At 72.0% G+C, this 17,543-nt stretch carries 11 protein-coding genes; 4 read left to right on the plus strand and 7 right to left on the minus strand.

Going from position 1 to position 17,543, the window contains the following annotated elements; all coding sequences use genetic code 11:
- Positions 1-28: 28 nt before the first annotated feature.
- The 6 genes from R4I43_RS09765 to eccD all read right to left on the minus strand — a co-directional run bounded on the left by R4I43_RS09765 (position 29) and on the right by eccD (position 7,072).
- A complete protein-coding gene (locus R4I43_RS09765) occupies positions 29-2,902 on the minus strand; it encodes a hypothetical protein (protein ID WP_324265243.1) in 2,874 nt (957 codons plus the stop codon).
- Between the two features lie 65 nt (positions 2,903-2,967).
- Positions 2,968-3,351, minus strand: a complete 384-nt coding sequence (locus R4I43_RS09770) for a hypothetical protein (protein ID WP_324265244.1) — start codon at positions 3,349-3,351, stop codon at positions 2,968-2,970.
- 135 nt (positions 3,352-3,486) lie between these two features.
- Entirely contained in the window at positions 3,487-3,774 is a 288-nt protein-coding gene (locus R4I43_RS09775) for a WXG100 family type VII secretion target (RefSeq protein WP_324265245.1), read from the minus strand.
- A 65-nt stretch (positions 3,775-3,839) separates the two neighbouring features.
- Entirely contained in the window at positions 3,840-4,151 is a 312-nt protein-coding gene (locus tag R4I43_RS09780; protein ID WP_324265246.1) for a hypothetical protein, read from the minus strand.
- A 65-nt stretch (positions 4,152-4,216) separates the two neighbouring features.
- Positions 4,217-5,623 (minus strand): type VII secretion protein EccB, encoded by a 1,407-nt coding sequence (eccB, locus tag R4I43_RS09785; protein WP_324265247.1) that lies wholly within the window; start codon positions 5,621-5,623, stop codon positions 4,217-4,219.
- Positions 5,624-5,650: 27 nt separating this feature from the next.
- Positions 5,651-7,072 carry a type VII secretion integral membrane protein EccD gene (eccD, locus tag R4I43_RS09790; protein WP_324265248.1) on the minus strand — a complete coding sequence of 474 codons (1,422 nt, stop codon included), beginning with the start codon at positions 7,070-7,072 and terminating at the stop codon, positions 5,651-5,653.
- A 329-nt stretch (positions 7,073-7,401) separates the two neighbouring features.
- Here eccD and eccCa point away from each other — a divergent pair, with 329 nt between their 5' ends.
- From eccCa to R4I43_RS09810, 4 genes are all read left to right on the plus strand, one after another.
- Positions 7,402-11,328: a type VII secretion protein EccCa gene (gene eccCa / locus R4I43_RS09795; RefSeq protein ID WP_324265249.1), complete on the plus strand. Its 3,927-nt coding sequence runs from the start codon at positions 7,402-7,404 to the stop codon at positions 11,326-11,328.
- Positions 11,325-12,479: a S8 family serine peptidase gene (locus R4I43_RS09800; RefSeq protein WP_324265250.1), complete on the plus strand. Its 1,155-nt coding sequence runs from the start codon at positions 11,325-11,327 to the stop codon at positions 12,477-12,479. The genes eccCa and R4I43_RS09800 overlap by 4 nt, the downstream gene beginning before the upstream one ends.
- 61 nt (positions 12,480-12,540) lie before the next feature.
- A complete protein-coding gene (locus tag R4I43_RS09805; protein WP_324265251.1) occupies positions 12,541-15,372 on the plus strand; it encodes a helix-turn-helix transcriptional regulator in 2,832 nt (943 codons plus the stop codon).
- Positions 15,373-15,880: 508 nt separating this feature from the next.
- Complete coding sequence (locus R4I43_RS09810; RefSeq protein ID WP_324265252.1) at positions 15,881-16,387, plus strand: sigma-70 family RNA polymerase sigma factor; 507 nt, start codon at positions 15,881-15,883, stop codon at positions 16,385-16,387.
- Between the two features lie 87 nt (positions 16,388-16,474).
- Here R4I43_RS09810 and R4I43_RS09815 read toward each other — a convergent pair whose 3' ends face one another.
- Positions 16,475-17,470: a LacI family DNA-binding transcriptional regulator gene (locus R4I43_RS09815; protein WP_324265253.1), complete on the minus strand. Its 996-nt coding sequence runs from the start codon at positions 17,468-17,470 to the stop codon at positions 16,475-16,477.
- Between the last annotated feature and the right edge of the window lie 73 nt (positions 17,471-17,543).

The raw sequence follows: 17,543 nt of genomic DNA on the forward strand, positions 1-17,543 counted from the left end.
TTCCCGGTACCTGCCTGGTCGGACTGGCTCAGCCCTGCCCTGACGTCGTCGCCTGGGTGGTCTGCTCCTGCTCTGCTGGGGTCGGCTGCTGCGGCTGGCGCGGCGGTCGCACCGGGCCTGCGGCGACCTGCTCGTCGACGTCGAAGTCCGCTTCGTCGGGCAGACCGATGACGCCCATGCCCGCGTCGGCGTTGGTGCCCCAGACGTCTTCGTCCTCGGACAGCCAGGTCTGCCGCTCGCGTTCGTTCTTGTCGTCCTGCTGGCCGCCCATGCCGCCCATCATCGGCGGCATGAACGGCATGCCGCCCATCCCCTGCTGCGTGGACGGGCCGTTGAGCTGCGTCATCCCCGGTGGCAGCGGCGAGGATTGCGAGCCGCCGAGGCCCGAACCCGCACCTGGACCCATGCCGAAGCCGGTCGTGCCGCCGCCCGCACCACCGCGCTGCTGCTCCGGACCGGTGCCGGAACCGCCGAGGCCGTCGGCCGAACCGTCCGGTGCGCCGAACCCGTCGGAGACGCTGTCGGCCGGGTCGGACACGCCGTCGAAGCCACCGGAACCGAGACCGCCTGCGCCGTCGCCGAATCCACCGGCACCGCCGTTGGCGGCGTCGCCGAGGCCCGCCCCGGAACCGAGATCGGCACCCGAGTCCGAGCCGAGGCCACCGGGGTCGAAGCCGCCCAGGCCCCCGTTGGCCGGGTCGCCCAAGCCCTCACCGGCGCCGGATCCGAGGCCGCCCGGATCGAATCCGCCCTGGCCGCCGGGCAGGTCGCCGAAGCCGCCTGCGCCACCGTTGGCGGGATCGCCGAGGCCCGCACCGGAGCCGAGGCCGCCATCGGCACCGGGCAGGTCACCGAGGCCGCCGGCACCGCCGTTGGCCGGATCACCCAGCCCCGCACCAGCACCCAGGCCGTCGTTGCCACCGGTACCGAAACCACCAGCACCACCATTGGCCGGATCACCCAGCCCCTGCCCAGCACCCAGGCCAGAGTCCGCACCACCCGGCAAACCGGTGTCACCGAAACCACCAACACCCCCGTTCGCCGGATCGCCGAGGCCTTCACCTGCGCCGGGGATCGGGTTGCCGTGGGAGTCCAGGGGCACACCGGCCATGCCGCCGGGTCGGTCCTGGTCCTGCTGGCCCGCCGCGTCGCCGAATCCGCCGGCGCCGCCGTTGGCGGGGTCGAAGGAGCTCTCGGTCAGGCCGCTGTCGACCAGACCGGGTTGCTGGGTGCCGTCGCCGAGTCCGCCCGCACCGCCGTTGGCGGGGTCGTCGTTCTGGCCGAAGTCGCCGAAGCCGCCCGCACCACCGTTGGCCGGGTCGCCGTTGGCGGTGGTGCCGGGCTTGTTGCCCGTTCCTCCGCCGGTGCCGCCGCCCAGGCCGAGGCCGCCGGGGCCGACGACCGGTGGGGGCGCGCCACCGTTGGCGCCGTTGTCCCCGGTTCCGAGACCGGAGTCACCGCCGAGCCCGTCGCCACCGCCGAGACCACCGGCGCCACCGTTGGCGGGATCGCCGCCGAGTCCGCCCAGGCCGTCGCCACCACCGGGGCCACCGGCACCGAGTCCGTCGCCACCGCCCAGGCCGCCGACGCCACCGTTGGCCGGATCACCACCGCCGGGGCCCCCGAGGCCGTCGGCTCCCCCGCCGAGCCCGTCACCGCCGCCGAGACCACCGGCGCCGCCGTTGGCGGGTTCACCGCCGCCCAGGCCCTCCGGGCCGCCACCGGCGCCGCCGAGACCGTCGCCGCCGGGTGGCGGGACGTTGGCGTTGCCACCGGGCGGGGGCACGTCGGTGTTCCCGCCGGGGGGCGGCGGGATGTTGGTGTTGCCGCCCGGGGGCGGTGGCAGGTTCGTGCCACCGCCGGGAGGCGGGGTTGTCGGCGGGGTGTGCGGGGCGCTGGCCTCCGGCTCGGTGAGCTCCTTGATCGCCGACTGCGTGTACTTGAGCTCTTCCTCGAGGGGCTTGAGCGCTGCTGCCGCCGCGGTGTCCAGCGCCTTGAGCTCGGTGAGCGCGGCGTTGGTGATCTCCGTGTTCATCTTGTCCCACGGACCGGCGGTGACCAGGTTGCCTTCCTTGAAGCTGGCCAGCGAGGTGTTGATGTACTCCTGGGCTTCGGAAGTGCTCTTGCCGTCGAGCTGGTAGTTGGGCGCGCCCTGGACGAGGCCGACCCCGTTGGTCAGGAAGTCGTAGAGCTGGTTCTCGTAGTCCACCCGCTTGTTGTTGGGCAGGTAGAGGGCGCGGTTGCGGAAGTCGTAGAACGCCTCGGCGAGGCCCTTGATCGCCGCTTCGATCTTGTCACCGAGGTTCTTCAGCGCCACCGAGACCGCGACGCCGCGGTCGATGGTGAGCTGCTCGTGCATGCCTTCGAGCTTGTCGGCGTTCTGGTCCATGCGGCCCTGGATGACGGAGGCGGCCTTGCCGCTGAACCCGGATTCCTCGGAGTCCAGCGACTTGGCCCAGGAGCGGAAGTCCTTGCCCGTCCCCTCCAACCACACCTCGTACTTGCCGACGAGGTCCTGGGCCTGGCGCAGGGTCGGCAGGTCCAGGGTGCCGCTCTTGCCCGACAGCATCTCGCCGACGATGACGCCGGCGTCGTTGATCGCCTGGGTCCACGCGTCGGCGGCGGCGGTGTTGCGGTTGACCCGGTAGTAGACCCGGTCGAAAGCGGTGTAGGTGAGGTCTTCGGTGGGGGCGACCCGGTTGGTGAGGTCTTCCTTGAGCTTGTCGCCGGTGAAGTCGGCGTCCTTGCCGCCGGCTCCACCGTCGCCGCCGCCTGCGACCTCGAACCACTTGACGCCTTCGGCCTTGGACTTCAGGTCCGGCCCTTTTCCGGTCAACGCGCTGAGCGCCTGGAAGAACGTCCAGTCGCTGCTGGGGCCTGACAGGTCCGCGTTCTCGGGCATGGGCTTTCTCCTGCTCCTGGGCTGATGCCGTCAGCTGAGGTCGATCAACGAGGGGATGGACCGACTCAGGCGGCCGGGGTCTGCGTGCCGGAGAGGTCCGGGTAGTCCTGGACGAACTCGGTCGCCGAGTAGGTGGCGAGGTCGTCGGTGTCCTCGAAGACGCGCTTGGCGTCGTTGAGGGCGTCGGTGAACTTGCGCCAGTCCTTGCTGGTCTTCTCGTTCATCGTCTCGGCGGACTTGCCGAGCGCGCCGAGGGATTCGTTGAGCGACTGGATCGCCGGCCACTCCGGGTTCCCGGCGTGGACCCGCTCGCCGAGGTCGGCGGCGAGGCGGATCCCGGAGCTGGCGCCCAGGAACTGCTTGCGGAGCTCACCTTCCCGGGTGTCGACGTCCTTGATCAGCTTCTCGTACTGACCGCTGTCGAACTTGGTCTTCGTCTCGTCGGCCACGAGCTCTCCTTCTTCACGGGGGAACGGGGATTCGGGTGCGGGCCGCTGCGCGTTGCGGCCCGCACCCGAACTTCAACCACCTGCGGGGTTCTCAGGACGGGAACTCAGCGAGCCGTTCCCGAGAACGGGCCCGGATCAGGCCATGATCTGGGCGCTGCGGTTGTCACCGTCCTGGAACGCCTGGGCGGCGTTGTTCGAGGAGGTGTGGCCGCTGCTGAGGCGGGTGTTCATCTCGGTGTAGGCCTGGTTCCACTTCTGCTGCTTCTCGGCCCACAGCGGCGCGGCCTTGCCCTGGGTGGCCTCGCCCATGTTCTTCAGGAAGCCGTTGAGCTCGTCGAGGATGTTGCCCATCTGACGAACGGCCTGCTGCAGCCCCATGTTGACTTCTTCGTAGGCCCCGTGCTGCACGCTGAACTGCGTCATCTCAATCTCCGTTCTGCGTAAGAGGATTGCTCGCCGTACCCCGCGAGCACTGGTGGATCAGACGATCAGAGGTTGGCGCCCGAAGCGGAGTCCGCTGCCTGCTGGGCCGCCTGCAGGGAGGCGTTGCGGACGTCCATCACGCGCTGGTTGAGCTGGTTGAGCTCGTTCTCGATGCGCGAGAAGTCGCCTGCCCAGACGCCGAACTTGTCGACCAGCATGCGGCCGGAGTCGGACACGTTGGCCTGGCCCAGCGAGGACGCCTGCGCCTGGACCTGGTTGTTGAGCTGGCGCATCTGGGACAGCGACTGGTTGGTCGCCTCGATGATCTGCTGCAGCTGAGAGTCGTTGAGGCCGTACTGAGCACCTGGTGCGGTCATCGGTTTCTCCTTGCGATGTGCGGGATTCGACTTGCGTAGTGCGGCCGACCGGGGCGGTCGGCATGTCATGGTGCTGCTTGCGCACCACCACCTGCGGCTCGCTCCGGTGCGAGGACCGGTCCGGTCGGCAGCAGCGAGAGCAGGTGCGCTGGAACCGGAACCGCGTCGGTCAGCCGATACCCGAGGGCTTCGGCCGCGCTCTGACCGGGCACCGGGTACTTGGCGCCCGAGTCGGTCACCAGGTAGAGGCCGGCGCCTGGCACGCCGGGCGCCGGCAGCGTGCGGGCGAGCACGCCTGCGCCGGGTTGGACGTCGATGCGATCGGCGGTGAACTCGTCGCTCTCGATGCCGGGTCCGCCGACCACGACTCCGCCCGCAGCGGGCCCGATGGCCAGCGTCGACCTGGCGCCGCGCGGTCCGGGTTCGACCTTCGCGCAGGGCGCGCCCGGGCCGGCGGTGGGCAGCAGCGCCGGTGGCTCGTCCGGCAGCTGCGACATCAGCGGGGACGAGGGCACTTGCCCCGCCGAGGCCATCGCCGCGGGTGAGAGGGCGCGGGGGCTCGGCTGCCCGCCGCCTGCCGGGTCGCCCATCGCCAGCGCCGCGGTGGTGCCGTTGACCGGCATCAGACCGCCGGTGGTGAGCATGTGCAGCGTCTGCGGCCGGCCGACGACGCTGACCGAGAACACCTGGCCGATGCGGGTGGGCTGGCCGCCGAGCGGCGGACCGGGCTGTCCTGCACCGGGCAGCTGCAGCGGCCCGAGGTCGGGACCGGCCGGCACGGCGTTGATGAAGGCGTCGCGCACGGGCAGCGCTGTGGAGACGTCGTAGCCGAGCACGGCGGCGACCCACGGGGCGCTGAGCTTCATCCGCTTGTCCCGCCACACCAGGTACTGGTCGCCGCTGGTGGATCGCACCAGCACGGCCTGGTCCTGCTGCGCGGGTTGGGCGTCTGCGGCGTCGCCGACGTGCAGCGCGACCGTGGGGTGCGGGGCCCCGGCGGCGTCGCGGGTGGTGGTGGCGCAGACCAGCCACGCCTGGCCCGCACCTCCCGCGCCGCCTGCCGGGATCCCGTCGGGGGCGCCGATGATGCCGATGGGAGTGCCGCGGGGGACTACGCTCAGCGTGGAGCGGGGCACCTCGGCGACCTCGCTCGCCCCGAGCAGCCGTGCCGACGCGTAGTTGAGCACCGGGCGCAGCGTGCCGTCGGTAGCCAGCACGTACTGGCTCCCGGTTTCCTTCTCGACGATGAGCTTGCCGGGCCGGGACCAGTCTGTGGCGCCGCCGAAGCCGAGGACACCGGCGACGGCGAAGCCGGCGACGATGAGCATCGACAGCATCAGGCCGATCACGTAGCCCAGCGGGGTCCGCCGCAGCGGCGGGTCCGGCGCGTCGGGTTCGCCCTGCACCAGGGCGGAGACGACTCGCGCGGTCATGAACGAGTGCGCCTGGACCTGATCACTCCGCGAGTGCACGACGACCTCCCCTCGGGCGGTTCGACGTCACGACCATGAGGCCCTCACGACTGCGTAGAGGTTCAGGGCGGCGAGGGTCATCGGGATGATCGCGATGGCGAGGGTGGTGTGCGCCCAGTCGCCGGCACGGCCCCAGTGCGGCAGCATGCGGCGACCGGGCAGCCTGCGGGCTCCGGCGAGCAGCAGCCCGGCGACGAGCACCAGCCCGCCGATGACGGCGATCCGCCCGGGTCCGGGGATCAGCAGGCACAGGGCGGTGATCACCGCGGCGAGCCCGACGAAGCCGGGCACCATGACGGCCACGCGCTGGCGGGAGCTGACGAACTCGCGGGAGTGCAGCAGGAGCAGGAACGAGGCGATCGCGGCCAGCGTCGGCGAGGCCCAGCCGGGGGTGAACGCGAGGATGCCGAGGCAGCCGGCGATGACGACGCCGAGCCCAGCGCACAGCGCGGTGAGGTTGAAGTCGGCCGCGGCGGTGCGGTCCATGAGCTCGCGGCCGGGTTCGGGGTCGATGCCTTCCTGGAACTGCTCGGCCGAGGTCGGCAGCGGCGGCACCTTCAGCCCCGCCAGCCACGCGGCGATGCGCGGAACCCGGGTCCCGACCAGCAGCGTCACGGCCAGCACGACGGCCGCCGCGCCACCGGCGGAGAGCATGTCGAAGGTGTTGAGCAGCCCGACGAGGGCCGTCAGGCCGGTGGCCAGCACCGCCGCGAGGTACCCGGCTCCGAATCCGCCGCCGACCAGGAACCGGCCGAGCACGATGGCGCTGGTGCACACGGCGGCGGCGGTCAGGCAGGGCGCGACGAGCTGGGTGTTCATCGCGATGACGGGCCGACCGATCATCGGCAGCGCCCATCCGGCTGCGGCGGCGAACGCGGCGCTGCCGGTGAACAGCACTTCGGCCGCGGCGCGGTCGCCAAGCGCCCGGGAGGACAGCGAGGCTCCGGCGAGCAGGATCAGCGCGACGCTGCCCGCGGTGATCGCCACCCACTGCCCGGCACCGATGCTGGGCAGCAGCACCAGTCCGAGCGCGAGGGAGGCGCCGAGCAGCGCGAGGAACGCTCGACGGGTGTTCTCCGGCCGCCACAGGTCCTTGCGCTGGTTGCGGATCCCGGTCGCCACGCCGTCGGCGAGGTCGTCGAAGTCGGCCGGCGGCAACTGGTCGTTGCGGGGCCGGAGGTGGAGGATGTCGCCGTCGTAGAGGCCCAGTGCGGCGGTGCCGAGATCCTCCTGCAGCGCGGGCTCACCGAGCCGCTGCAGGACCCAACCGTCGTGCTCCAGTCCCGCGTTACCGAGCCCGCCACCGAGGTGGTCGAGGAAGGTGGGCAGCAGGTCCGCGAGCGGAATGTGTGCGGGCACCGCGAGCTCGACGCGCGAGCTGGGGCCCTGGATCGTCAGTCGACACACCTCGCCTGCGGCGACCGCAGGCTGAGCCGTCGTTCCCGTCATACCCACCACACGGTGCCCGGCCCACGAACAGTTCAACCGTTCTGACGAATCACCTCATCGCTGCGACACGCCCGTGCACCAGCGGTCCTCACTCCCCGCGTTCGCCACCTCCCCCAGATCAGCCGAACTCTCCCGGACCAACGCGCGCATCGGGGTTTCGGACGCCGACCGGGATTTCGGGTGATGAATTCGTTGCTCCGGGTTCGCGGTTCCGGTTTGACCCGATCGGAGGCCGTCAGCCGTGTAGAGGGATGAGGGGTAGCAGAAAGGATCTGATCGCATTGAGTGTGACGCCGTTTCGGCGACCGGCCAGGCAGAAGCCCCCCACGATGCCCGATGGGGAACTGTCCTTGCAGGAGCCGCCCGTCATACCCGAGCAGGTCAGTGGCGGCTTCGGCGGTCTGTTGATGTACCTGCCGATGGCGCTGGGTTCCGGCGCCATGATGCTGATGTTCATGGGCCGCGGCGGTTCGGGCGGTTTCGGCGGCATCGGGCTCATCGTGGTGGCGCTGATGGCCGTGTCCATGCTGGCGATGGGTTTCGGCCAGATGGGTCGCAACATCGGCGAGCGCAAGCGCCGCCTCAAGGGCGAGCGCCGCGACTACCTGCGCTACCTGGGACAGATGCGCAAGCAGGTGCGCCAGGTCGCGCTGGACCAGCGAAAGGCGTTGTCGTGGCGGCATCCTGACCCGTCGGGCCTGTGGTCGGTGGCGATGAGCGGGCGGCTGTGGGAGCGCCGCCTGTCGCACGCCGACTTCGCCGAGGTGCGCATCGGCCGCTCGGCGCAGCGGCTGGCGATGAAGATGACGCCGGTGCAGTCCAAGCCGGTCGAGGACCTCGAACCGCTGTCCGCACGGGCGCTGCGCCGGTTCATCAAGGCCTACACCACTGTGGACGATCTGCCGACGGCCCTGTTCCTGCGCGGGTTTTCGCAGGTGCAGATGCGCGGTGACGCCGGTGCGACGCGCGGTTTGCTGCGCGCGGTGCTGGCGCAGCTGGTGACCTTCCACTCCCCCGACGACCTCAAGATCGCCGTGTGCGCCAGCCCGGACCGGGCGCCGGAGTGGGACTGGGTGAAGTGGTTGCCGCACGCCCAGCACACCAGCCAGCAGGACGGCGCCGGGCACGTGCGGATGCTGACCAGCACGCTCGCCGAGCTGGAAGCCCTGGTCGGGCCGGACCTCAACGACCGGGGACGGTTCGAGGCGGGCGCGAGCCCGACCCGCGACGAGCCCTACGTGGTGGTCGTCCTCGACGGCGTCGGAACCCCGGCCGAGTCCCGCCTGGCCGGTGCCGGTTACCGCAACGCCACCGTGCTCAACCTGGACATGTCCGGTCCCGCCCAGCGCACCACGCTGCGGCTGGAGCTCTCCGACGAGCAGATCGAGATGATCCGCCTGAACCGCTCCGGCGCCGAGGTGCGCACCGAGCTGGGCACCCCCGATTCGCTGAGCCTGTCGCAGGTCACCTCGCTGGCGCGCACGCTGGCCCCGTTCCGGCTCAGCGCCACCACCGACATCGTCGAGCCGATGGTCACCGACTTCGACCTGGGCGCGCTGCTGGAAGTCGGCGAGATGGACCAGCTCGACGCCGCCCGCACCTGGGCCCGAACCTCGCAGCAGGACCGGCTGCGGGTGCCGATCGGCATCGCCGAGAACGGCACCAAGATCGAGCTCGACATCAAGGAATCGGCGCAGGGCGGCATGGGGCCGCACGGCCTGCTGATCGGCGCGACCGGTTCGGGCAAGTCGGAGCTGCTGCGCACGCTGGTGGTCGCGATGGCCATCACGCACTCCTCCGAGGTCCTGAACTTCGTGCTGGTCGACTTCAAGGGCGGCGCGACGTTCCTCGGCCTGGACGAGCTCCCGCACACCTCGGCGGTGATCACCAACCTGGCCGACGAGGCGCCGCTGGTGACCCGCATGCAGGACGCGCTGCAGGGCGAGATGGTGCGCCGCCAGGAGCTGCTGCGCTCGGCGGGCAACTACAGCTCGCTGCTGGAGTACGAGAAGGCCCGCGCCCACGGCGCCCAGCTGGCCCCGATGCCGAGCCTGTTCCTGGTGGTCGACGAGTTCAGCGAGCTGCTGGCCTCGCACCCGGACTTCGCGGAGCTGTTCGTGATGATCGGTCGGCTGGGCCGGTCGCTGGGCGTGCACCTGCTGCTGGCTTCGCAGCGCATCGACGACGGCCGGATGCACAAGCTGGAGAGCCACCTGTCCTACCGGATCGGCCTGCGCACCTTCTCGGCGATGGAGAGCCGCTCGGTGATCGGTGTTCCCGACGCCTACCAGCTGCCGAGCGCCCCGGGCAACGGCTACCTGCGCTCGGACGTGGCGACGCTGTCGCGGTTCAAGGCCGCCTACGTCTCGGCGCCGTTCAAGCGGCGCACCGCCGAGCAGCGCAAGGCCGAGATCAGCCGCCAGGTGGTGGCTTTCGGCGCGGCACGGCTGCCGGACGCGCCCGCCGAGCAGGTCCCGGAACCCGAACCGGAGACCGAGGAAGAGGGGGCGACCGAGACTTTGCTGCAGGTCGCTGTCAGCCGCCTCAAGGGCCAGGGCCCGCCGGCGCACCAGGTGTGGCTGCCGCCGCTGGACGAGCCGCCGACGCTGGACGAGCTGCTGCCACCGCTGGTGCCCGACGCCGACCACGGCCTGACGCCGATCAGCTGGCCGGGCCGCGGCAAGCTGCAGGTGCCGGTGGGCGTCATCGACAAGCCCTTCGACCAGGCCCGCGAGCTGTACATGGTGGACCTGTCCGGGGTCGGCGGGCACGTCGGCATCGCCGGTGGCCCGCAGGCGGGCAAGTCGACCATGCTGCGCACGCTCATCGCCGGTCTCGCGCTCACCCACACCCCGGCCGAGGTGCAGTTCTACTGCCTGGACTTCGGTGGCGGCACGCTGCAGACCCTCGGCGAGCTGCCGCACGTCGGCGGCATCGCCGGGCGCATGGACAAGGAGCGGGTCAGCCGCACCGTGGCCGAGGTGCAGGGCGTGCTGGCCAAGCGCGAGGAGATCTTCGCCGCGCACGGCGTGGAGAACATGTCCGAGTACCGGGAGCTGCGCCGCAAGGGCGAGATCCCGGAGGACTCCTTCGGCGACGTGTTCCTGGTGGTGGACAACTGGGGCACGCTGCGCAGCGACTTCGAGCAGCACGACCAGACGATCCGCTCGCTGGCCTCGCGCGGCCTGACCTACGGCATCCACCTGGTGCTGACCACCAGCCGCTGGGCCGACATCCACAGCCAGCTGCGCGACCAGCTGGGCACCCGGCTGGAGCTGCGGCTGGGCGACTCGATCGACTCGGTCATCGACATGCGCGCGGCGGCCGGCGTTCCGCGTCAGCCGGGCCGCGGTCTGACGATGGACAAGCTGCACTTCATGTCCGCCGTGCCGCGGCTGGACGGCCTGCGCCGGGTCGACGACCTGGCCAAGGGCGCCCGGATGCTGGCCGAGGCGGTGGCCGACGACTGGGACGGCGAGGACGCCGCCGGGGTCCGGATGCTGCCGTCGGTGCTGCCCGCTGAGCGGCTGCCCGAGCCGCAGGGCAAGCTGCGGGTCGCGCTGGGCTGGGGCGAGGCGGACCTGCAGCCGGTGTGGCATGACTTCTCCAGCCAGCCGCACCTGACGGTGCTCGGCGACACCGGCAGCGGCAAGACCGCGCTGCTGCGGCTGATCGCCGACGCGATCCCGAAGACCTACGCGCCGGGGGAGGCCGAGCTGATCCTGGTCGACTCCCGCCGCGTCCTGCTGGACGCCGTTCCCGACGCCTACCGGCGGGGTTTCGCGTTCTCGGCGACCGCGGCGAAGGACATCGTCGGCACCGCCGCCGACGAGCTGCGGGAACGCCTGCCTGGCGCGGACATCACGCCGCAGCAGCTGCAGCGCCGCGACTGGTGGTCGGGCCCGGAGGTGTTCGTCCTCGTCGACGACTACGACCTGCTGGCCAGCACGATGGGCGGCCCGCTGGACTCGCTGCTGGACCTGCTGCCGCAGGCCGCCGACATCGGTCTGCACGTGATCCTCACCCGCAGCGCCGCCGGATCCTCCCGGCTGTCGATGGACTCGGTGGTGCGGCGCATGCAGGAGTCCAACACGCCGGACCTGGCGTTCTCCTGCCCGCCCACGGAGATGCCGCTGCTCAACGGCATGCGCGCGCAGGTGCTGCCGGCGGGCCGGGCGCACCTGGTGACCCGCCGCAGCGCGACGCTGATGCAGGCGGGCTGGCTGGAGCCGCGTCCGGCGGGAGCCGACCGGTGAGGGCGGTGGCGGCAGCCCTGGTCGCGGCGGCGCTGCTCGGTGCGGCGCCGCTGCCGGCCGCGGCGCAGCAGCAGTGCGCGCAGCCGGCGAACCACGTGGTGCCGCAGGCGGGTTGGGCCCTGCAGCGCCTCGCGCCGAGCCTGGTGTGGGACCTGACCAGCGGTGAGTCGGTGACGGTCGCGGTGATCGGCACGGGCGTCAGCGCCGCCGCCCCGGCGTTGTCCGGGGCGGTGCTGCCCGGGCAGAGCCTCAGCGGCGGCGCGGGCGACGACGACTGCGCGGGACGGGACACCTTCATGGCCGGGGTCATCGCGGCCCGCCCGGCGGCGGGCACCGGGTTCACCGGTGTCGCGCCGGGCGCCCGGATCCTGCCGATCCGCATCACCAACGATCCCAAGGAGGTCGACGCGGGCAAGCTGGCCTCGGCGATCCGCTCGGCGGCCGACGGCGGCGCGAAGGTGATCGCGGTGTCGGTCGGCACGGCCGCGGCCGACAGCGGGCTGCGCGCGGCGGTGTCCTACGCGCTGAGCAAGGACGCGCTGGTCATCGCACCGTCCGATGTGGACGTGGGCCAGGACGCGATCCCCTACCCCGCCGCGTTCCCGGAGGCGTTGCCGGTCACCGGCATCACCGGGGAGGGCGAGCCGATCCAGCACGCCGCCGGGCCGCCCGCGCTCGTGGCGCCGGGCAACGAGGTGGTGGGCATCGCCCCGCGCGGCAACGGGCAGCTGGTCGCTTCGGGCGGCGGCATCGGGGTGGCGTTCGTGGCGGGCACGGCTGCCCTGGTGCGCGCCTACCACCCGGAGCTGTCGGCCGCCCAGGTGCGAAACCGGCTGCAGGACACCGCGGACCACCCACCGGCCGAGCTGCCGGACCCGCAGCACGGTCACGGCGTGGTCAACCCGGTCGCCGCGGTGACCTCGGTGCTGCCCGCCGAGTCCGGCGAGAAGCCGATGGCGGCCGCGGCCCCACCGGTCCACCTGCCGCCGGTGCCGTTCGCCGACCCGCTCCCGCGCCTGGTGGCGCTGCTGGTCACCGGCGGCGTCGGCCTGCTGGTGGCCGTCGCCGGGCTCGGCGCGGTCCTCCTCCCCCGCGCCCGCAGGCGAGGCTGGCGCTCGGCCTGGCACGACGTCCCCCGGAACGAGGGCTAGGCGCCATGCAGCTGAAAATGATCGAGCCCCGGCTCTTTCGGGATGAGGTTGGGGCGCGTTGATGGGACCGGAGCTCTTCGGGCGGGATGCGGAGCTGGCCCAGCTGCGCGGGCTCGTCGGCGAGGTCGTCACCGGGCGCGGCACCGTGCTGTGGCTCGAGGGCGAACCCGGCATCGGCAAGACGGCGCTGCTGAGGGCCCTGATCGGCGAGGCCGAACGGCTCGGCTGCGCGGTGCACCACGCCACGGCCGACCAGCTCTCCCAGCGCTTCCCGCTGCGGGTGCTGCTGGACTGCCTCGCGGCGCACCCCGAGTCCGGTGATCCCGAGGTCCTGGCGATCCACGAGCGGCTTCGCCAAGCCGGCGACGACCCGGTCCCGGCGGTCGCCGAGCAGCTCCTCGTGCTCGCCGAGAAGCTGTGCGCGGCGGGCTCCCTCGTGCTGGCCGTGGACGACGTGCAGTGGGCCGATGAGGCCAGCCTGCTGGTCTGGCACCGGTTGAGCCGGTTGACCCAACGCCTGCCGCTGCTGCTGGTGGCCGCGGTGCGCCCGTCGGGCGGGCGCACCGAGCTGGGCGTGGTGCGCGGCGAGGACCGGGCGGCGGTGCGGATCCCGGTGACGCCGCTGGACGAGGTCGCCACGGCGGACCTGGCCGCGCACCTCACCGGGTCCGCCGAGGTCGGTCCCGCGCTGCTGTCGATGCTGGGCCGCGCCGCCGGGAACCCGCGCTACGTGCGGGAGATGGTGCTGGCGCTCAGCCGCGAGAACCACCTCGACGCCGACGCCGCGCGCTCCGAGCTCACCCCGGACATCACCGACGGGGCGCTGCCGCGCTCGCTGGCCGAGGCGATCGCCTCCCGGCTGGGTTTCGTCGGCAGCGACACCATCGGCCTGCTGCGGATGGCCGCGCTGCTCGGCCCCACCTTCTCGGTGACCGACCTGCGCACCGTCTCCGAGCGCCCGGTGGTGGCGCTGGTGGGCTGCGTGGAGGAAGCGCTGGCGGCGGGTCTGCTGGTGGAGTCGGGTTCGCGGCTGACCTTCCAGCACGGGCTGATCCGCCAGGCCCTGCACGAGACCACACCGACGGCGCTGCGGCTGGCGCTGCACCACCAGGCCGCCCGCGCGCTGGCGTCCTCCGGCGCCCCGGTGGAGCGCATCGGCGAGCAGCTGCTGGCCTCGATCTCCGTCGAGGACGCCGAGATCGACGACTGGGGCCTGGACTGGCTGGTCGACAGCAGCCGGATGCTGGCCCACCGCGCGCCCGGCTGCGCCGAGGAACTGCTCGGCAGCGCGATCCCGCTGCTGTCCACCCACGACCCGCGCCGCGAATCGCTGCGCACCGCAAGGGTTCTGGCGATGGTGCAGCTGGGACGCCCGGAGCAGGCGCGCGAGCTCAGCGAACGCGCGCTGGAGGACACCCGCGATCCCTCCTGCGCGGCCGAGCTCAGCTGGTACCTGGCGTGGTCGCTGGCCGTGCTGGGGCTCGACGACCTGGCCACCGAGGTGGTCGAGAAGGCGTTGCGGACACCGGGTTTCGACCGCCCGTGGCTGGCGCGGATGCACGCGGTGCTCGGCCAGGTGATGCTCTCGCGCGGTCACTTCGAGGCCGCCGACGCGGCCGTGGAGCGCGCGTTGGCCGAGGCCCGGCCGGCGCGCGACGGCTTCGCGCTCGGCCTGGCCCTGCACGTGCGCGGCGCCGCGCTGGCGCGTCGCTGCGACCTGGCCGGGGCGGTGGTCTGCTACGAGCAGGCCGGTGCCGCGCTGGGCGACGCGCCGGAGAACACCGACCTGCGGCTGACCGTGCTGGGCAACCGGATGGTGCTGCTGTTCGGGCTCGGCCAGTCCGAGGAGGCCGAGGGCGCGCTGCACGAGATGCTCGCGATCGCGGAGTGCTCCGCGACCCCGTCCCGGCTGGCCGCGGTGCGGCTGTCGGCGGCCAACCACTACTACACGATCGGTCGCTGGGACGACGCGACCGCTGAGCTGGAGGCGGCCACCGAGCTCGCCGACCGGCTCGACGAGGCGGGACGCCGCTGGTTGCACGGGCTTTCGGCCCTGCTGGCCGGCCACCGCGACGACCAGGTGGCGCTGCGCCGCAGCTTGCAGGCGGCCGGCTGCGACGAGAACCCCGCCGCGCGCTCCTCGGCCGAGTTCCTGCTGCTGGCGGGGGCGATGTGCGCGGAGGCCGACGAGGAGCCCGAGCGGGCGGTGCGGTTGCTGTCGGAGGCGTTGACCGAGGGCAAGCGGTTCGGCACCCGCTACCTGTGGCTGCCGCACCTGGTTCGGCTGGCGATGGAGTCCGGCGAGACCGAGATCGCCGGTCGCGCCACCGATGCGTGCGCCGAGGACGCGGCCGTCGGCGCGGTGCCCAGCATCGTGGCCGCTTCGCAGCACTGCCGCGGGCTGCTGGAGCGGGATCCGACCACGTTGCGGGCCGCGATCGAGCTCTACAGCAAGACCAACCAGCCGCCCCGGTGCGCGCGGGTGCTGGAGGACACCGCGGTGGTGCTGGCCGAGCGCGGGGAGCACGCGCAGGCGCGCACCACCTACGGCAGGGCGGTGAAGATCTACCAGGCGCTCGGCGCCACCTGGGACCAGCGGCGCGCGGACGCCCGGATGCGTCCGCACGGGGTCCGGCACGCCCGGGGACGGCGGCGCAGGGCCACCAACGGCTGGGAGTCGTTGACGCCGACCGAGCGGCAGATCGCCCGGCTGGTGGCCGATGGGCTGGCCAACCCGGACATCGCGGCGGCGCTGTTCTCCTCGCGCCGCACGGTCGAGGTCCACGTCTCGCACATCCTGGCCAAGCTGGGAGTCCGGTCCCGGGTGGAGATCGCGGTCGAGGCCACGCGCCACGACGGCGACGAAGTGCGCAGCGGCTCGAGATCCGCGTGAGGCCGGGGCCGCGGCGGCCGGGACCAGGACGGACGTCGCGGTTCCGCCGCCGCTCCCACCCGTTGAGCCGAACCGGGGCCGCACTCAACGCGATGCGGCAGCGCGCAATTCTGACGCTACGTCACCCATCACGAGGCCGTCATCGTTCGTTCACATCACCTTTATTCTTCGGACCGACTGGTTGGTTCGGCGCATGGGGATGAAACCCGAAAAATCGCCCATCGAATTGCTCATCTGAGCGACCCCCGATCGACCCGCAGAAAATCTACGTGAGCTCCCGGATTACCCCCGTTCGAGTTAACGGGCAAGCTCGTCGCTGCCATCCGGAATCCCCGTTTCCGATCGCTCCCGCAGCTTTGTGAACGATTCACCGACGGGGCAGACAACCGAATGAAGAAGCCACATGACGCTAGTCGGAGATCCGCGATCCGCGATCGCATTCGAACGGGCACACGCCACCTCGACGAGCAGAGGCGGTGAGCACCGAGTTCGGCACACTGACACGACTTTGAAGTCGCTCTACGACGACTACTACTTGCGGCTGCTGTCGTACGTGAACAGAATCCTCGCCGACCCGCACCACGCCGAGGACGTCGTGCAGGAGACCATGCTCCGCGCCTGGCAGCACGCGGATTCGCTGACGCCCGAACACGGTTCGGTCTGGGGCTGGCTGACCAGGGTCGCGCACAACATCGCCATCGACCGCATCCGCGCGCGCCGCGCGCGCCCCACCGAGGTCGACGAGTCGGCGGGCAGCTCGTCCTCGGACTACGACGCCGACCACGCCGACGCGGTGGTCAACCGGGTCGTGGTGGCCACGATGGTCAGCAAGCTCGTGCCCGCGAACCGGTCGGTGCTCTACGAGGTCTACTTCGCCGACAGCACCGCGACCAAGGCCGCCAGCTCGCTGGGCATCCCACCGGGAACGGTGAAGTCCCGGCTGCACCACGCGCTGCGCAACCTCAAAACGACGATGGAACCCCGGTCCCGGGACACCTCCAACTCCACAACGTGAGAGCGCTCCCGCAGATCGCTTCGCCCCGACGAATTGCGATGTGACGATGGGATGAGGAATGTCCCACCCCGGCGCGCGGGAATCGCCTCAGCCGCATCCGCAGGAATTCCTGTGGACCAGATTCGACCCCAACCTGTGCGTTTGCGGCGATGAATCGGGATCGGCTATTCGGCGCAACAACAATCGGGCCGCGGTGGTGCCGATCTCGGCACTGGGCTGGGCGATGACGGTCAGCCGGGGCGAGAACCAATCGGCCCACGGGAAATCGTCGAACCCGACCAGCGCCACGTCCTCGGGCACCCGCAGGCCGGCTTCGCTGATGGCCTGCATGGCGCCGATGGTCATGCTGTTGTTGGCCGCGATGACCGCCGTCGGTGCGTCCTGCCGGGCCAGCAGCCCGGCGGTGACCCGCGCCGCGCGGTCGCTGGCCGAGGCGCCCTCCACCACCAGCTCGTCGTCGAAGCCGATCCCGTTGCGCGCCAGGCCGTCCCGGTACCCCGACAGCCGCTCGTCGGTGGTGGTCAGCCCGCTGAGGCCGGAGACCATCGCGATCCGGGTGTGGCCCAGCTCGGCGAGGTGGTCGACGAGCCGCGCGGTGGGCTCGGCGTTGTCCGGCCCGACCTGGTCGTAGCGCTCGTCGCCGAGCCGGTCGGCCAGCACCACCGGAACCCGCTGCGAGTCCAGGTACTTCAGCGCCCGCTCCGGTTCCGCCGAGGGCGCGAGGATCACCCCGTCGACCTGCCGCTCGCGCATGCTGCGCACCACGGTCAGCTCGTGCTCGGGATCGTCGCGCGGGTCGGCCAGCAGCAGCGTGTAGCCCTGCCGGACGGCCTCGGACTCGATGCCCTGCAGCACCTGGCCGAAGTAGGGGTTGGAGATCGCCGACATGACCACGGCCAGCGAGCGGGTGCCGCCGGTGGCCAGCGAGCGCGCCAGCGTGTTCGGGCTGTACCCGGTCTCGGCGATGGCGGCCTCGACGGCCAGCCGGGTTTCCTCGCGCACCGCCCGGGTGCCGTTGATGACGTGCGAGACCGTCGCGGTGGACACTCCCGCGACGCGTGCGACGTCGGCCATGTTCGCCATCGACAAGCACTCCCTCGGGCTCGATCGGGTGACGCGAAGCATACCTGGCAACCGCTTGCGCAAGCGCTTAACT

Source organism: Saccharopolyspora mangrovi, assembly GCF_035320975.1.
Taxonomy (GTDB): Bacteria; Actinomycetota; Actinomycetes; order Mycobacteriales; family Pseudonocardiaceae; genus Saccharopolyspora; species Saccharopolyspora mangrovi.